At 52.9% G+C, this 12,283-nt stretch carries 13 protein-coding genes; 6 read left to right on the top strand and 7 right to left on the bottom strand.

What is annotated here, in order from left to right:
- Positions 1-99: 99 nt before the first annotated feature.
- The 3 genes from speG to purM all read right to left on the bottom strand — a co-directional run bounded on the left by speG (position 100) and on the right by purM (position 2,610).
- On the bottom strand, positions 100-675 hold the full coding sequence (gene speG, locus J1779_RS24050; protein WP_056771309.1) for a spermidine N1-acetyltransferase: 576 nt from the start codon (positions 673-675) through the stop codon (positions 100-102).
- 223 nt (positions 676-898) lie between these two features.
- Positions 899-1,537, bottom strand: a complete 639-nt coding sequence (gene purN, locus J1779_RS24045; RefSeq protein WP_217204966.1) for a phosphoribosylglycinamide formyltransferase — start codon at positions 1,535-1,537, stop codon at positions 899-901.
- A 35-nt stretch (positions 1,538-1,572) separates the two neighbouring features.
- Positions 1,573-2,610, bottom strand: a complete 1,038-nt coding sequence (purM, locus tag J1779_RS24040) for a phosphoribosylformylglycinamidine cyclo-ligase (RefSeq protein WP_056771315.1) — start codon at positions 2,608-2,610, stop codon at positions 1,573-1,575.
- 231 nt (positions 2,611-2,841) lie between these two features.
- On the opposite strand from purM, the gene upp reads away from it, so the two are divergent.
- The 3 genes from upp to hda all read left to right on the top strand — a co-directional run bounded on the left by upp (position 2,842) and on the right by hda (position 5,725).
- A complete protein-coding gene (upp, locus tag J1779_RS24035; RefSeq protein ID WP_056771320.1) occupies positions 2,842-3,468 on the top strand; it encodes a uracil phosphoribosyltransferase in 627 nt (208 codons plus the stop codon).
- An 80-nt stretch (positions 3,469-3,548) separates the two neighbouring features.
- A complete protein-coding gene (uraA, locus tag J1779_RS24030) occupies positions 3,549-4,841 on the top strand; it encodes a uracil permease (RefSeq protein WP_056771322.1) in 1,293 nt (430 codons plus the stop codon).
- A gap of 176 nt (positions 4,842-5,017) precedes the next feature.
- Complete coding sequence (gene hda / locus J1779_RS24025; protein WP_122096119.1) at positions 5,018-5,725, top strand: DnaA inactivator Hda; 708 nt, start codon at positions 5,018-5,020, stop codon at positions 5,723-5,725.
- A 49-nt stretch (positions 5,726-5,774) separates the two neighbouring features.
- On the opposite strand, the gene arsC is transcribed toward hda, so the two are convergent.
- Both arsC and bepA read right to left on the bottom strand, forming a co-directional pair.
- Positions 5,775-6,131, bottom strand: a complete 357-nt coding sequence (gene arsC / locus J1779_RS24020) for an arsenate reductase (glutaredoxin) (protein ID WP_217204965.1) — start codon at positions 6,129-6,131, stop codon at positions 5,775-5,777.
- A gap of 23 nt (positions 6,132-6,154) precedes the next feature.
- Entirely contained in the window at positions 6,155-7,690 is a 1,536-nt protein-coding gene (gene bepA, locus J1779_RS24015) for a beta-barrel assembly-enhancing protease (protein WP_217204964.1), read from the bottom strand.
- A 259-nt stretch (positions 7,691-7,949) separates the two neighbouring features.
- On the opposite strand from bepA, the gene J1779_RS24010 reads away from it, so the two are divergent.
- Positions 7,950-9,014 (top strand): AI-2E family transporter, encoded by a 1,065-nt coding sequence (locus tag J1779_RS24010; RefSeq protein ID WP_056771333.1) that lies wholly within the window; start codon positions 7,950-7,952, stop codon positions 9,012-9,014.
- A 77-nt stretch (positions 9,015-9,091) separates the two neighbouring features.
- Here the strand turns inward: J1779_RS24010 and bcp are convergent, their stop codons facing one another.
- The gene (gene bcp / locus J1779_RS24005; protein WP_056771336.1) at positions 9,092-9,565 is read right to left on the bottom strand and encodes a thioredoxin-dependent thiol peroxidase; all 474 of its coding nucleotides are present in this window, start codon (positions 9,563-9,565) and stop codon (positions 9,092-9,094) included.
- A 25-nt stretch (positions 9,566-9,590) separates the two neighbouring features.
- Positions 9,591-10,157 carry a glycine cleavage system transcriptional repressor gene (locus J1779_RS24000; protein WP_056771339.1) on the bottom strand — a complete coding sequence of 189 codons (567 nt, stop codon included), beginning with the start codon at positions 10,155-10,157 and terminating at the stop codon, positions 9,591-9,593.
- 145 nt (positions 10,158-10,302) lie between these two features.
- Between J1779_RS24000 and dapA the strand changes: the two genes are divergently transcribed.
- Positions 10,303-11,184: a 4-hydroxy-tetrahydrodipicolinate synthase gene (gene dapA / locus J1779_RS23995; protein WP_056771342.1), complete on the top strand. Its 882-nt coding sequence runs from the start codon at positions 10,303-10,305 to the stop codon at positions 11,182-11,184.
- 16 nt (positions 11,185-11,200) lie between these two features.
- Positions 11,201-12,280, top strand: a complete 1,080-nt coding sequence (bamC, locus tag J1779_RS23990) for an outer membrane protein assembly factor BamC (protein ID WP_217204963.1) — start codon at positions 11,201-11,203, stop codon at positions 12,278-12,280.
- Positions 12,281-12,283: the final 3 nt, after the last annotated feature.

Genomic DNA, 12,283 nt, shown 5'->3' with positions numbered 1-12,283 from the left:
GAAGGAATAAAAGAGGGGAAAATAGGGGAAAAGTCTTACGGATGAAGGACATTCACGCCCTTCACCCGCAGAAAATGAGTCAGGATCCGCTGAATTAAATCAGACTGCGCCTGCGCCAATCACCGCTTCCGGTTTGATCTGCACCGGTTTGGTTTTATATTTCGCCAGGAATTGCGGCTGGAAAATACACATGCGGATGGCGCTGCGATATTCTCCGTTCACAAAGAACTCCTGTTTCAATTCGCCTTCCAGTTCAAACCCTAATTTGCTGTAGATATGGATCGCCTTTTGGTTTTCTTTATCGACGATTAAATACAGTTTATAGAGGTTGAGCACAGAGAAGGCGTAATCCATTGCCAGACGCACGGCGTCTCCGGCGAAACCTTTGCCCTGATGCTGCGGGTCAATGATGATCTGAAATTCCGCGCGGCGGTGGATGTGATTAATTTCCACCAGCTCCACAAGGCCGACAGGTCCGCCCTGGAATTCAATGATAAAGCGGCGTTCGCTTTGGTCATGAATATGCTTGTTATAAAGATCGGTCAGCTCGACAAAGGCCTCATAAGGCTCTTCAAACCAATAACGCATAATGCTGGCGTTATTATCAAGACGATGAACAAACGACAGGTCGTCCTTTTCCAGTGGACGTAATCTGACGCTGTTATTGCTAAACATGGGGTGTTCCTCAAAAAATCAAAAGCCGTTTTACCTGAGGTAACCTTCCTGAAGATGAAATCTGAAACGACTGAGTTTCAGACGAAGGTCGGCGCACAAACGACGTTTAAACGTGCGCCGGGAAGGGGATTATATCGGCTACACTGTAAACAAGTGTCAAATGACAGGAAATAAAAAACCGGCACTGGGCCGGTTTCTGGTGAAATCATCGCGATAAGGCAGATTAATCCGCTGCGTAACCCTGTTCGGGGAGTGGATTATTATCCAGTAAAACCTGATCGTTTTTCAGAGATAAACGTCCTTCAACGAACCAGCTGACCACCAGCGGATAGATATTGTGTTCCTGCGTTTGCACACGGGCCACCAGATCGTTTTCGCTGTCATCACTGAATACCGGCACTTTGGCTTGCAAAATAACCGGGCCACCGTCGAGCTGCTCTGTCACGAAATGCACCGACGTACCGTGCTCATCATCCTGATTGTCAATCGCCTGACGGTGAGTGTGTAAACCGGGATATTTCGGCAGCAGGGAAGGGTGGATGTTGATCATGCGCCCGGCGAAACGCTGGACGAAATCCGCGGTAAGAATACGCATATACCCCGCCAGCACCACCAGATCAGGCTGATAAGCCTCGATGGCATCGGCAAGCGCGATATCAAATGCTGCGCGGTCTTCGTAGGCTTTAACATCCAGGGCATGTGCCGGAATGTCTGCCAGTCGCGCGCGCTCCAGACCGTAAGCGGCGGATTTATTACTGAAGACAGCGCTGATCTGCGCGTTAATTCGTCCCTGCTGGCAGGCTTCTATCAGAGCCTGGAGATTGCTCCCTTCGCCCGATACCAGAACCACAATCCTTTTCATATCAGTACCTGTCTTCAGTCAGTTGATTTACCTGATTATTCAATGATTACGCGTTCAGCGGAATCAGAGGCTTTAACATAGCCAATTTTCCACGCTTTTTCACCATTGTCATTCAGTAAAGCAATCGCCTGGTCGGCAAGCTCTGCCGGAAGTGCCACGACCATGCCCACGCCACAGTTAAAGGTGCGGTACATTTCATGACGGCTGACGTTACCGGTGGTTTGCAACCAGGTGAAGACGTCCGGCCATTCCCAGCTGGATTCGTTGATAATGACCTGCGTATTGTCCGGCAAAACGCGGGGAATATTTTCCCAGAAGCCGCCACCGGTCAGGTGAACGATGCCGTGAACATCCACGTTTTCGATCAGATTAAGGATCGATTTCACGTAGATTTTGGTCGGTGCCAGCAGGTGATCGGCCAGCGGTTTGCCTGCCAGATCGGTGGTTTCCGGATTGGTGTTGCTGACTTCCAGAATTTTGCGCACCAGAGAATAGCCGTTGGAATGCGGGCCACTGGCGGCAAGACCGATAAGCACGTCGCCGTCAGCCACTTTGCTGCCGTCGATAATTTCTGATTTTTCCACCACGCCGACACAGAAACCTGCGACGTCATAATCTTCGCCGTGATACATGCCCGGCATTTCAGCGGTTTCACCACCGACTAACGCACAGCCCGATTGCTTACAGCCTTCGGCGATCCCGGTGATCACGCTGGCGGCGATATCGACGTCCAGTTTGCCGGTGGCATAATAGTCGAGGAAGAACAGCGGTTCAGCACCCTGAACGATTAAATCGTTGACGCACATCGCGACCAGATCGATACCGATAGTATCGTGGCGTTTCAAATCCATCGCCAGACGCAGCTTGGTGCCAACGCCGTCGGTGCCCGAAACCAAAACGGGTTCACGGTATTTTTGCGGCAGCGCGCAGAGAGCACCAAAACCGCCCAGTCCACCCATCACTTCCGGGCGGCGAGTCTGTTTTACTACACCTTTAATGCGATCTACCAATGCGTTACCGGCATCGATATCTACGCCTGCGTCTTTATAGCTGAGAGAGGTTTTGTCGGTCACTGCGAAGTCCCCACGGCGGTTTGGGTTGGTGGTTGAAGAATAAAGCGCGGCAATTCTAACAGCGCAGGCAAACGTTTGCGAGCGCCTTATTCGATGATGATTTTTAGGCTGTCTATACTCTATCGGGGCTCCTGATGATCCAGATCAGGCTATAAGCTATGGCGTTGAAAAAAAATGGCGTTATAATCTCGCGATTTTTTTTGCAGCTCAACCACCTTAGGAGAATAAAAAATGAAGATCGTCGAGGTGAAACACCCGCTGGTGAAACACAAGCTGGGCCTGATGCGTGAGAACGACATCAGCACGAAACGTTTTCGCGAACTGGCTTCTGAGGTGGGAAGTCTGCTGACGTATGAAGCGACTGCCGATTTAGAAACTGAAAAAGTGACGATTGAAGGCTGGAATGGCCCGGTCGAAATCGATCAGATCAAAGGTAAGAAAATCACCGTTGTGCCTATCCTGCGTGCCGGTCTGGGCATGATGGAAGGCGTACTGGAGCACGTACCGAGCGCACGCATCAGCGTGGTTGGCGTGTATCGTGATGAAGAAACCCTCAAGCCTGTGCCGTATTTCCAGAAACTGGTTTCTAATATCGAAGAACGTCTGGCGCTGGTTGTTGACCCGATGCTGGCGACCGGTGGTTCTATGATTGCCACCATCGACCTGCTGAAAAAAGCCGGCTGCCAGAGCATTAAAGTGCTGGTACTGGTGGCTGCACCGGAAGGGATTGCCGCGCTGGAAGCTGCGCACCCTGACGTTGAGTTGTACACCGCCTCGATTGATCAGGGGCTGAATGAAAAAGGCTACATCATCCCGGGACTCGGTGATGCGGGCGATAAGATATTTGGTACGAAATAAGCAGCAAGCAATAAGCCGACTAAGCAGTCGGCTTTTTTTTGATATTTTTTTACCCGCCATTTTTTACAGAGGATCAATCCATGACCCGTCGTGTCATCGGGGTAAGCGAACGTCCGCCGTTATTGCAGACCATTCCCCTGAGTTTCCAGCATCTTTTTGCCATGTTTGGTGCCACCGTTCTGGTGCCGATTCTGTTCAAAATCAATCCGGCGACGGTGCTGCTGTTCAATGGCATAGGGACTTTGCTGTATCTGTTTGTCTGTAAAGGGAAAATACCCGCTTATCTCGGTTCGAGTTTTGCCTTTATCTCACCGGTGCTGCTACTGCTGCCGATGGGTTATGAAGTGGCGCTCGGCGGGTTCATCGCCTGCGGGCTGTTATTCTGCCTGGTGGCGCTGATTGTGAAGAAAGCGGGCATTGGTTGGATCAACGTGATGTTCCCTCCGGCGGCGATGGGCGCAATCGTTGCCGTCATCGGTCTGGAGCTGGCCGGTGTGGCGGCGAACATGGCCGGGCTGCTGCCTGCTGATGGCGCGCCGGTGGATTCCACCGCCGTGACCATTTCAGTGGTGACGCTGTCGGTGACCATTTTGGGCTCGGTGTTATTCCGTGGTTTTCTGGCGATTATCCCGATCCTGATCGGTGTGCTGGTCGGTTACGCGCTCTCCTTCTTTATGGGCGTGGTAGATGTTTCCGCGATTGCCAGTGCGCACTGGTTTGCACTGCCGACCTTCTACACTCCGCGTTTTGAATGGGTGGCGATCCTGACCATCCTGCCTGCGGCGCTGGTGGTGATTGCAGAGCACGTCGGGCATCTGGTTGTGACGGCAAACATCGTCAAAAAAGATTTGCTGCGTGACCCCGGCCTGCACCGTTCAATGCTGGCGAACGGCCTGTCGACGGTGCTGTCCGGATTCTTCGGTTCCACGCCCAATACCACCTACGGCGAAAATATCGGCGTCATGGCGATCACCAAGGTCTACAGCACCTGGGTGATCGGCGGCGCGGCAATACTGGCGATCCTGCTGTCGTGCATCGGTAAATTAGCGGCGGCCATTCAGGCGGTGCCGGTTCCGGTGATGGGCGGCGTGTCGTTGTTGTTGTATGGCGTGATCGGTGCATCGGGTATCCGCGTACTGATCGAATCAAAGGTCGATTACAACAAAGCACAGAACCTGATCCTGACGGCGGTGATCCTGATCATCGGCGTCAGCGGGGCTAAGATCCACATCGGCGCGGCGGAGCTGAAAGGCATGGCGCTGGCGACCATCGTCGGCATCTTCCTCAGCCTGCTGTTTAAGGTGATTGAGATCTTCCGTGGCGAAGAAAAGATCATTGATATTGAAGACGAGCGGGAAAATCCGCCTGTCTGATGGCGGTATTTTCACGAAACACCTGACCGGCGGGCGCAGCGCTTCCCGGTCAGGTGCTCGGATCACAAGCGGTTGCACTCGGCAGAGTTCATTTCGTTGCGGATCCTTGCTAGAATTCGGTCGTTCCTTTTTATTGACGAGACAACATCTGCGGTCTTCATACCGCTTTGGTTGAGGTGCTTCTGAATACGCCGGCACAGCTTTCCCTGCCACTTTATCTTCCCGATGATGAAACCTTTGCCAGTTTTTATCCGGGTGAGAATCCCTCTCTGCTATCTGCTATTCAGACCGCATTGCATCAGGAACACGGCACGTATATTTATTTCTGGTCACGCGAAGGCGGCGGCCGCAGCCATCTTCTTCACGCGGCCTGCGCGGAATTATCCCAGCGTGGCGAAGCCGTGGGGTATGTGCCCTTAGATAAACGCGCCTATTTTGTGCCAGAAGTGTTGGACGGCATGGAGCATCTTGCGCTGGTCTGCATTGATAACATCGAGGGCATTGCCGGAGATGACGAATGGGAAGCGGCAGTTTTCCATCTCTATAACCGCATTCTTGAAACCGGTCGCACGCGTCTGTTTATTACCGGCGACCGTCCTCCGCGCCAGCTGAACCTCAGCCTGCCGGATCTGGCTTCGCGCCTCGACTGGGGGCAAATCTATAAACTGCAGCCGCTCTCCGATGAAGAAAAACTTCAGGCATTACAGTTGCGCGCAAAACTGCGCGGATTTGAATTGCCGGAAGATGTTGGCAGGTTCCTGCTCAAACGTCTGGATCGGGAAATGCGCACGCTGTTCACAACGCTCGATCAGCTCGATCGCGCATCGATTACCGCTCAGCGGAAACTGACCATCCCGTTCGTGAAAGATATTCTGGGGCTGTAAGCGGAAAGGAGTCCGGGTTCGCATCACGAACCCGAACCGGCGTGCGGGGTTACAAAATCTCTTTGACTTGTTCCGGTGGCCGCCCTAAACGCGCTTTGCCGTTTACCAGTACAATCGGACGTTCAATCAGCTTTGGATTTTCAGCCATCGCCTGCAACAACTGTGTTTCGCTCAGGCATTTATCACTCAGGTTCAGTGTCTTATACATCTCTTCGCCTTTACGCATCAGTTCGCGTGCCGAACTAAACCCCAGCTTGTTCAGCAGATCCTGCAAGGTTGCAACGGTCGGTGGCGTCTCCAGATATAAAATCACTTCCGGCTCGATCCCGGCATCTTCCAGCAATTTCAGCGTTTCGCGGCTCTTTGAGCAGCGCGGGTTGTGGTAGATAGCGACATCTTTTGGCATACACTCTTCCTTAATCATCAAATTCAGCCTTTCTGATACTGGCGGAAACGTCCCTGCAGCTGACGCAACTGGTCGATACGTGCGTCGTAGCGGGCTTGCTCCAGACTGCCTAATTTTTGCAATGCGCTGGCGTTACTCAGCATTTCTATCGCCTGATCTAACCTGCCGATCAGCGCCATGCTTTCAGCGCGGGCGGCCAGTTCCTGCGCACGCATCCCCTGCGCGGCAGACGCCTGAGACAGTAAATCCCATCCGTTAGGATCGCCCGGATAATTGAACGTATAACGGTTGAGGATCCTGCTGGCATTGGCCGGTTTAGCGCCTTCTAAATAGGCATTCGCCAGATTGAGCTGAAGAACCGGATTGGTGCTGCTGGCGGCCCCTGTGGCTTCGAGACGGGCGATGGCCTGAGGTGCGCGTTTGCTTTCGAGATCGTTATCAGTTGATAAATCCAGCAACCAGTCATTGCCCGGATTTTGCGCTATCAGCGGATCCAGTATTGCCCGTGCCTGATCGTATTTCTTGGCTTTATAAAACTGCAGCGCCTGACCGTATTTCGCGGCGAGTTGTTCGCGCACGTTGCCGTTGCTCAGTTTTTGCAGATAGTCATCGGTCAGCGGGAAGCTTTCGGAACCGTACATACCGAGCATTCGCACTTTCGCCATCAGGTAATTTTGCGAAGACTGCACCACCGTATGCGGCATCTGATTGGCACGGTTACGCACGTCCGCCAGACGGCTGTCGGGCAGGGGGTGCGTCAGCAGCATTTCCGGCGGACGGGTGGAATAACTTGCCTGATCGGCGAGTTTCTGTAAAAACGCCGGCATTGCCTGCGGATCAAACCCGGAGCGCTGTAAAACCTGCAAACCGATACGGTCCGCTTCCTGCTCGTTGCCCTGGGTGAAACTGATCATCCCCTGTTGCGTGCCTGCCAGGGTGCCGGTCAGCGCCGCCATCCCCATTTGCGGGCTGGCCATCGCCAGAAGAATAGAGCCCAGTGCGCCGACCCAGGTCAGTGGCGCATTGCGCTGCTGATCTTCCATCGCACGGGCCAGATGGCGCTGGGTGACGTGGGAGATTTCATGCGCCATCACCGATGCCAGCTGGCTTTCGTTGTCGGTATAACGAAACAGCGCAGAGTGAAGCACCACGTTGCCACCGAAGAAAGCGAAGGCGTTAAGCTCGTCGTTATTCACAATAAAGAAATGGAACGGCGTGCGGACAGAATAGGCATGAGAAACCAGACGCTGCCCGAGTTCATTGATGTACTGATTGAGCAAAGGGTCGTTAATCAGCGGGGTACTGGCGCGCATCTGACGGACGTAGAAATCGCCCATCTGCAATTCCTGATTAATGCTCAGCGTTCCGCCCGCCGTGGTGCCAATATCCGGTAACTGATCGCTCACCGAAGGCGCTAAGGGGGATGTCGTCGTTTTGGCGGAAGACGTGGCCGGTGTCGACCAGAATGAACTGTCATCAGCGCCTGCCGGAAAAATTGCGCTACTGAACAGGCTGCCCAGACACAGGGCGATCACGGTTTTTTTCAATCGCATTACCATATACATTTGCTTCCCAATAATTTATCCGCACACCGATGAGCTTTAAGAGCTTTTCTTCCGTGAACTGAAGGGATGAACATTATTTCTGGCGCTATTGTTTGCGCTGAACTTTATAGTAGCTATCCTCGTGAGAGTTTAAAACACTCTGCGGCTACAGTTGTGTGACAACAAATATAAAAGATAGTTACTTGTGTCAGAGTGCGCAGGGAACGAAGAGCGCAACCCTACCAGATACCGGAATTTACAGGAGCATTCTCTGATGTTGGACATGTTATTACAGTGGTATCGCCGCCGGTTTACCGACCCGCAAGCCATTGCGTTGCTGGCAATTTTGGTTGCAGGTTTTTGTATTCTCTACTTTCTCAACGGTATTCTGGCACCGCTGCTGGTGGCGATAGTGCTGGCGTATTTGCTGGAATGGCCAACCGTGCGCCTGCAACATGTCGGGCTTTCGCGCACGCTGGCGGTCAGCGTGGTGCTGATTCTGTTCGCCGGTATTCTGATGCTGGGCATTTTTGTTGTTGCGCCGGTGACCTGGCAACAGGGCGTTAATTTGCTGGCGGATTTACCCAGCATGCTTAACCGTTTCTATGATTTTGCCGCTACGCTGCCCCGGCGTTATCCGGCGCTGGTTGATGCCGGTATCATCGACATGATGGCCGAAAATATGCGCAGCAAACTTTCCGGGCTGGGCGAATCGGTCGTGAAGTATTCAGTGGCCTCGCTGGTTGGTTTGCTGACGCTGGCGATTTACCTGATTCTGGTGCCGATGATGGTCTTTTTCCTGCTCAAGGATAAAGAGCAAATGCTGAATGCCGTGCGTCGCGTTTTGCCACGCGATCGCGGGCTGGCGGGGCAGGTCTGGGCAGAAATGAATCAGCAGGTCACCAATTACATTCGCGGCAAAGTGCTTGAGATGATCATCGTGGGTGTCGCCACCTATCTGGTGTTCTGGGTGATGGACTTGCGTTATTCGCTGCTGCTGGCGGTGCTGGTGGGGATCTCGGTGTTAATCCCTTATATCGGCGCCATGCTGGTGACCATCCCGGTGGTGATTGTGGCGATGTTCCAGTGGGGACTGGGTGCCGATTTCTGGACGCTGCTCGTTGCCTATCTGGTGGTACAAGGCGTGGACGGAAACGTGATTGTGCCGCTGCTATTCTCGGAAGCCGTGAATCTGCACCCGCTGGTGATTATCCTCTCGGTTGTCGTGTTCGGCGGTTTGTGGGGGTTCTGGGGCGTATTCTTTGCGATACCGCTGGCGACCCTGGTCAAAGCGGTGGTGCACGTCTGGCCGGATGAACTGCTCAACGAAAGCGTCTGAACCGGCAGGGCGAAATGAAGGAAATAAAAAAAGCGCGTCTGCGCTTTTTTTTATGAACGTGGGTCATCTGTGAGTTATCAGGCGGACTTTTCGTTCAGATAGGCCATCACGATGTCATGATGGTTGGTGGTTTTAAAGTCGTCGAACACTTTCTCGACCTTGCCAGTGCCGTCAAGCAGGAAGCTGATGCGATGAATACCGTCGTAGGTTTTCCCCATAAAGGATTTTTCACCCCAGACGCCAAACTGCTCGCAAACCTGATGATCTTCATCGGACAACAGCGTGAAGTTCAGCAGCTCTTTCTCAGCAAAACGCGACAGTTTTTCAGGTTTATCCGTGCTGATACCCAGCACTTCCACACCCTCACTTTTCAACTGATCCATGTTATCGCGCAGTCCACAGGCCTGTACGGTACAGCCAGGGGTCATAGCTTTTGGATAAAAATAAACCAGGACTCTCTGTCCCTGGAAGTCGGCCAGATTAATTTGTTCACCGTCTTGGTCGGGTAAACTAAATTGCGGCGCAGGATCACCGGCTTTCAGTGGGCTCATTGTCTTTCTCCGTATCTCTTAGCGATTACTGCAGTTTATTTTCATTCTCAGAATAACTGACGACGTTAATACTGCCTTGCGCATTCAGTTCTGTACATAGCTGATGAAAGGCTTGTTCAATAATTACCGGATCGGTATTAGCAGCACTGTGCGCCGTCATCTGGATGGAAAGCTGGGCGGGCGTTGTGCCCTCAGCAGGACGGGTTTTTGACGCCAGTTCTGCAATATTCATCTGGTGCGTATCGAATAAATCCGTGAAACGCTCGATCAGGTGCGGGGAGTCTTTCACTTCCACTTTCACCCATACGGTCGCTGGCATCGGCGGGCGTTCCGGCGCGTTGGTGCGCTTCATCACGATCAGCAATTCCAGCTCGGCGCCTTTTTGCGGCAGTGTCGATTCAATCAACGTAATCGCGTTCCAGCTGCCCGAAAGCAGCATGATGAAGGTAAATTCATCACCGAGCATCGCCAGCCGGCTGTCCTCAATATTACAGCCGCAGCTGCTGACCTGGCGGGTGATGGTATTGACGATACCTGAGCGATCGGCACCTAACGCGGTGATAACCAGATAATGTTGTTGTGGCTGCGGCAAAATGGGTCTTCCTGTCGTGCTTGGGAGTATTCCCAAGGTAAACATAAAAAAAACCGCCGGACAAGCGCTTACAACACGTTGTTTGCTTGCTTTTGCAGTGGTGTCAAAAGTACCATGAGTGACCTGTTTGTGGAGGGGAAGGTCAATGTTTACGGGAAGTATTGTTGCACTGGTTACGCCGATGGACGCCAAAGGTGCTGTCGATCGCGCGAGTCTGAAAAAACTGATTGATTATCATGTGTCCAGTGGTACTGCGGCGATCGTTTCCGTTGGCACAACAGGCGAGTCGGCGACGTTAAGTCATGACGAACACGGTGACGTGGTCATGCAAACGCTGGAACTGGCCGATGGACGCATTCCTATTATCGCAGGCACCGGGGCAAACGCCACCGCCGAAGCGATTTCACTGACGCAACGTTTTGAAAAGAGTGGCGTTGTGGGCTGTCTGACAGTCACCCCATATTACAATCGTCCGACTCAGGAAGGTCTGTTTCAGCACTTTAAAGCCATCGCTGAAAACACCTCTCTGCCACAAATTCTCTACAACGTGCCTTCACGTACCGGCTGCGATATGTTGCCGCCGACCATCGCGCGTTTAGCCAAATTAAAGAATATTGTTGCTGTTAAAGAAGCAACAGGGAACTTAAGTCGTGTTAGTCAGATCCAAGTGCTGGTTGATGATGAAGATTTCATTCTGCTGAGCGGCGATGACGCCAGCGGTCTGGACTTTATGCAACTCGGTGGCAAAGGGGTGATTTCTGTGACGGCCAACGTGGCTGCGCGTGAAATGGCTCAACTTTGTGAACTGGCGGCATGTGGCAACTTTGCCGAAGCGCGTCGCCTGAATCAGCGCCTGATGCCGTTGCATCAGAATTTGTTTGTAGAAGCAAACCCAATCCCGGTGAAATGGGCCTGTAAGGCACTGGGGTTGATGGCAACAGATACTCTGCGTCTGCCTATGACGCCGTTAACAGATGCTGCCCGTCCGGTCGTGGAACACGCATTAAAAAGCGCCGGTTTGCTGTAACTCTTAGGAAGATTTGATGGCCTCTTTATTTGACAAGAATAGTTTCCAGATGACCCGATTGCAGAAATCAGCCGTAGCGAAAGTGGTTGGGGTTTCCCTGATCATGCTGCTGGCGGCCTGTTCAAGCGACCAGCGCTACAAGCGCCAGGTGAGCGGCGATGAATCCTATCTGGATGCACCCGCCCTGCATGAGCTGAAAGCCCCTGCCGGGATGATTCTGCCTGTACAGAACGGAACGTACGATGTTCAGGCCGGTGCAATGCAAGGTGCGGTGGGCAAACAGCTCGACATCCGTCCACCGATGCAGCCTCTGGCCTTGCTGAACGGTTCACAAACGCAATTCTCCGGCGACAGCAGTACCGTGCTGCTGGAAAACACCGCTCAGAACCGTGATTTGTGGAACAACGTGGTGAAAGCCGTTCAGCAAAACAATTACACCATCGCTAACCGTGATGATGCTAACCAGACGCTGACCACTGATTTCGTTAACTGGAATCGTGCAGATGAAGACTTCCAGTATCAGGGCCGTTATCAGATCAGCGTGAAACAGCAGAGCTACCAGTTAGCCCTGACCGTGAAAACGCTTGAACTGAAACAGCAGGATAAAGCGGTCACCACATCGGCTGAAATCCAGCGTTATAACAGCCAGATGATGAACTCCATCACCGCAAGTCTGGATAAAGTGCAGCAGGATACGCAAGCCCGTCTCGATAATCGTCGCGTTGGCGAGATCGACGTGCAGAGTGGCGCAGACGATACCGGCCTGCCGGTGCTGATCGTGCGTACCAGCTATGGCGTGGTGTGGGATCGCTTGCCTAATGCCCTGGCGAAAGCCGGCATGAAAGTGACCGACAGCAGCCGTCCGCAGGGCACAATATCCGTCACCTACAAACCGTTGAATGACGATGCGTGGCAGACATTGGGTGCGAAAGATCCGGGTCTGTCATCCGGTGATTACAAACTTCAGGTTGGCGACCTCGACAACCGCAGTAGCTTGCAGTTCCTTGATCCAAAAGGACATGCTCTCAGCCAGTCGCAGAACGACGCGATGGTGGCGGTCATGCAGGCCGCATTTAGCCAGAGCAGTGCAAAATAATAC

The organism is Rahnella rivi, assembly GCF_019049655.1.
GTDB lineage: Bacteria > Pseudomonadota > Gammaproteobacteria > Enterobacterales > Enterobacteriaceae > Rahnella > Rahnella rivi.
This window is presented reverse-complemented; position numbering and strand designations above follow the sequence as displayed.

Bases quoted from the DNA above. Each gene is read 5' to 3' on its own strand.
- speG (WP_056771309.1), bottom strand. From the start codon at position 675: ATGTTTAGCAATAACAGCGTCAGATTACGTCCACTGGAAAAGGACGAC.
- purN (WP_217204966.1), bottom strand. From the start codon at position 1,537: ATGAAAAGGATTGTGGTTCTGGTATCGGGCGAAGGGAGCAATCTCCAG.
- upp (WP_056771320.1), top strand. From the start codon at position 2,842: ATGAAGATCGTCGAGGTGAAACACCCGCTGGTGAAACACAAGCTGGGC.
- uraA (WP_056771322.1), top strand. From the start codon at position 3,549: ATGACCCGTCGTGTCATCGGGGTAAGCGAACGTCCGCCGTTATTGCAG.
- arsC (WP_217204965.1), bottom strand. From the start codon at position 6,131: ATGCCAAAAGATGTCGCTATCTACCACAACCCGCGCTGCTCAAAGAGC.
- bepA (WP_217204964.1), bottom strand. From the start codon at position 7,690: ATGGTAATGCGATTGAAAAAAACCGTGATCGCCCTGTGTCTGGGCAGC.
- J1779_RS24010 (WP_056771333.1), top strand. From the start codon at position 7,950: ATGTTGGACATGTTATTACAGTGGTATCGCCGCCGGTTTACCGACCCG.
- bcp (WP_056771336.1), bottom strand. From the start codon at position 9,565: ATGAGCCCACTGAAAGCCGGTGATCCTGCGCCGCAATTTAGTTTACCC.
- dapA (WP_056771342.1), top strand. From the start codon at position 10,303: ATGTTTACGGGAAGTATTGTTGCACTGGTTACGCCGATGGACGCCAAA.
- bamC (WP_217204963.1), top strand. From the start codon at position 11,201: ATGGCCTCTTTATTTGACAAGAATAGTTTCCAGATGACCCGATTGCAG.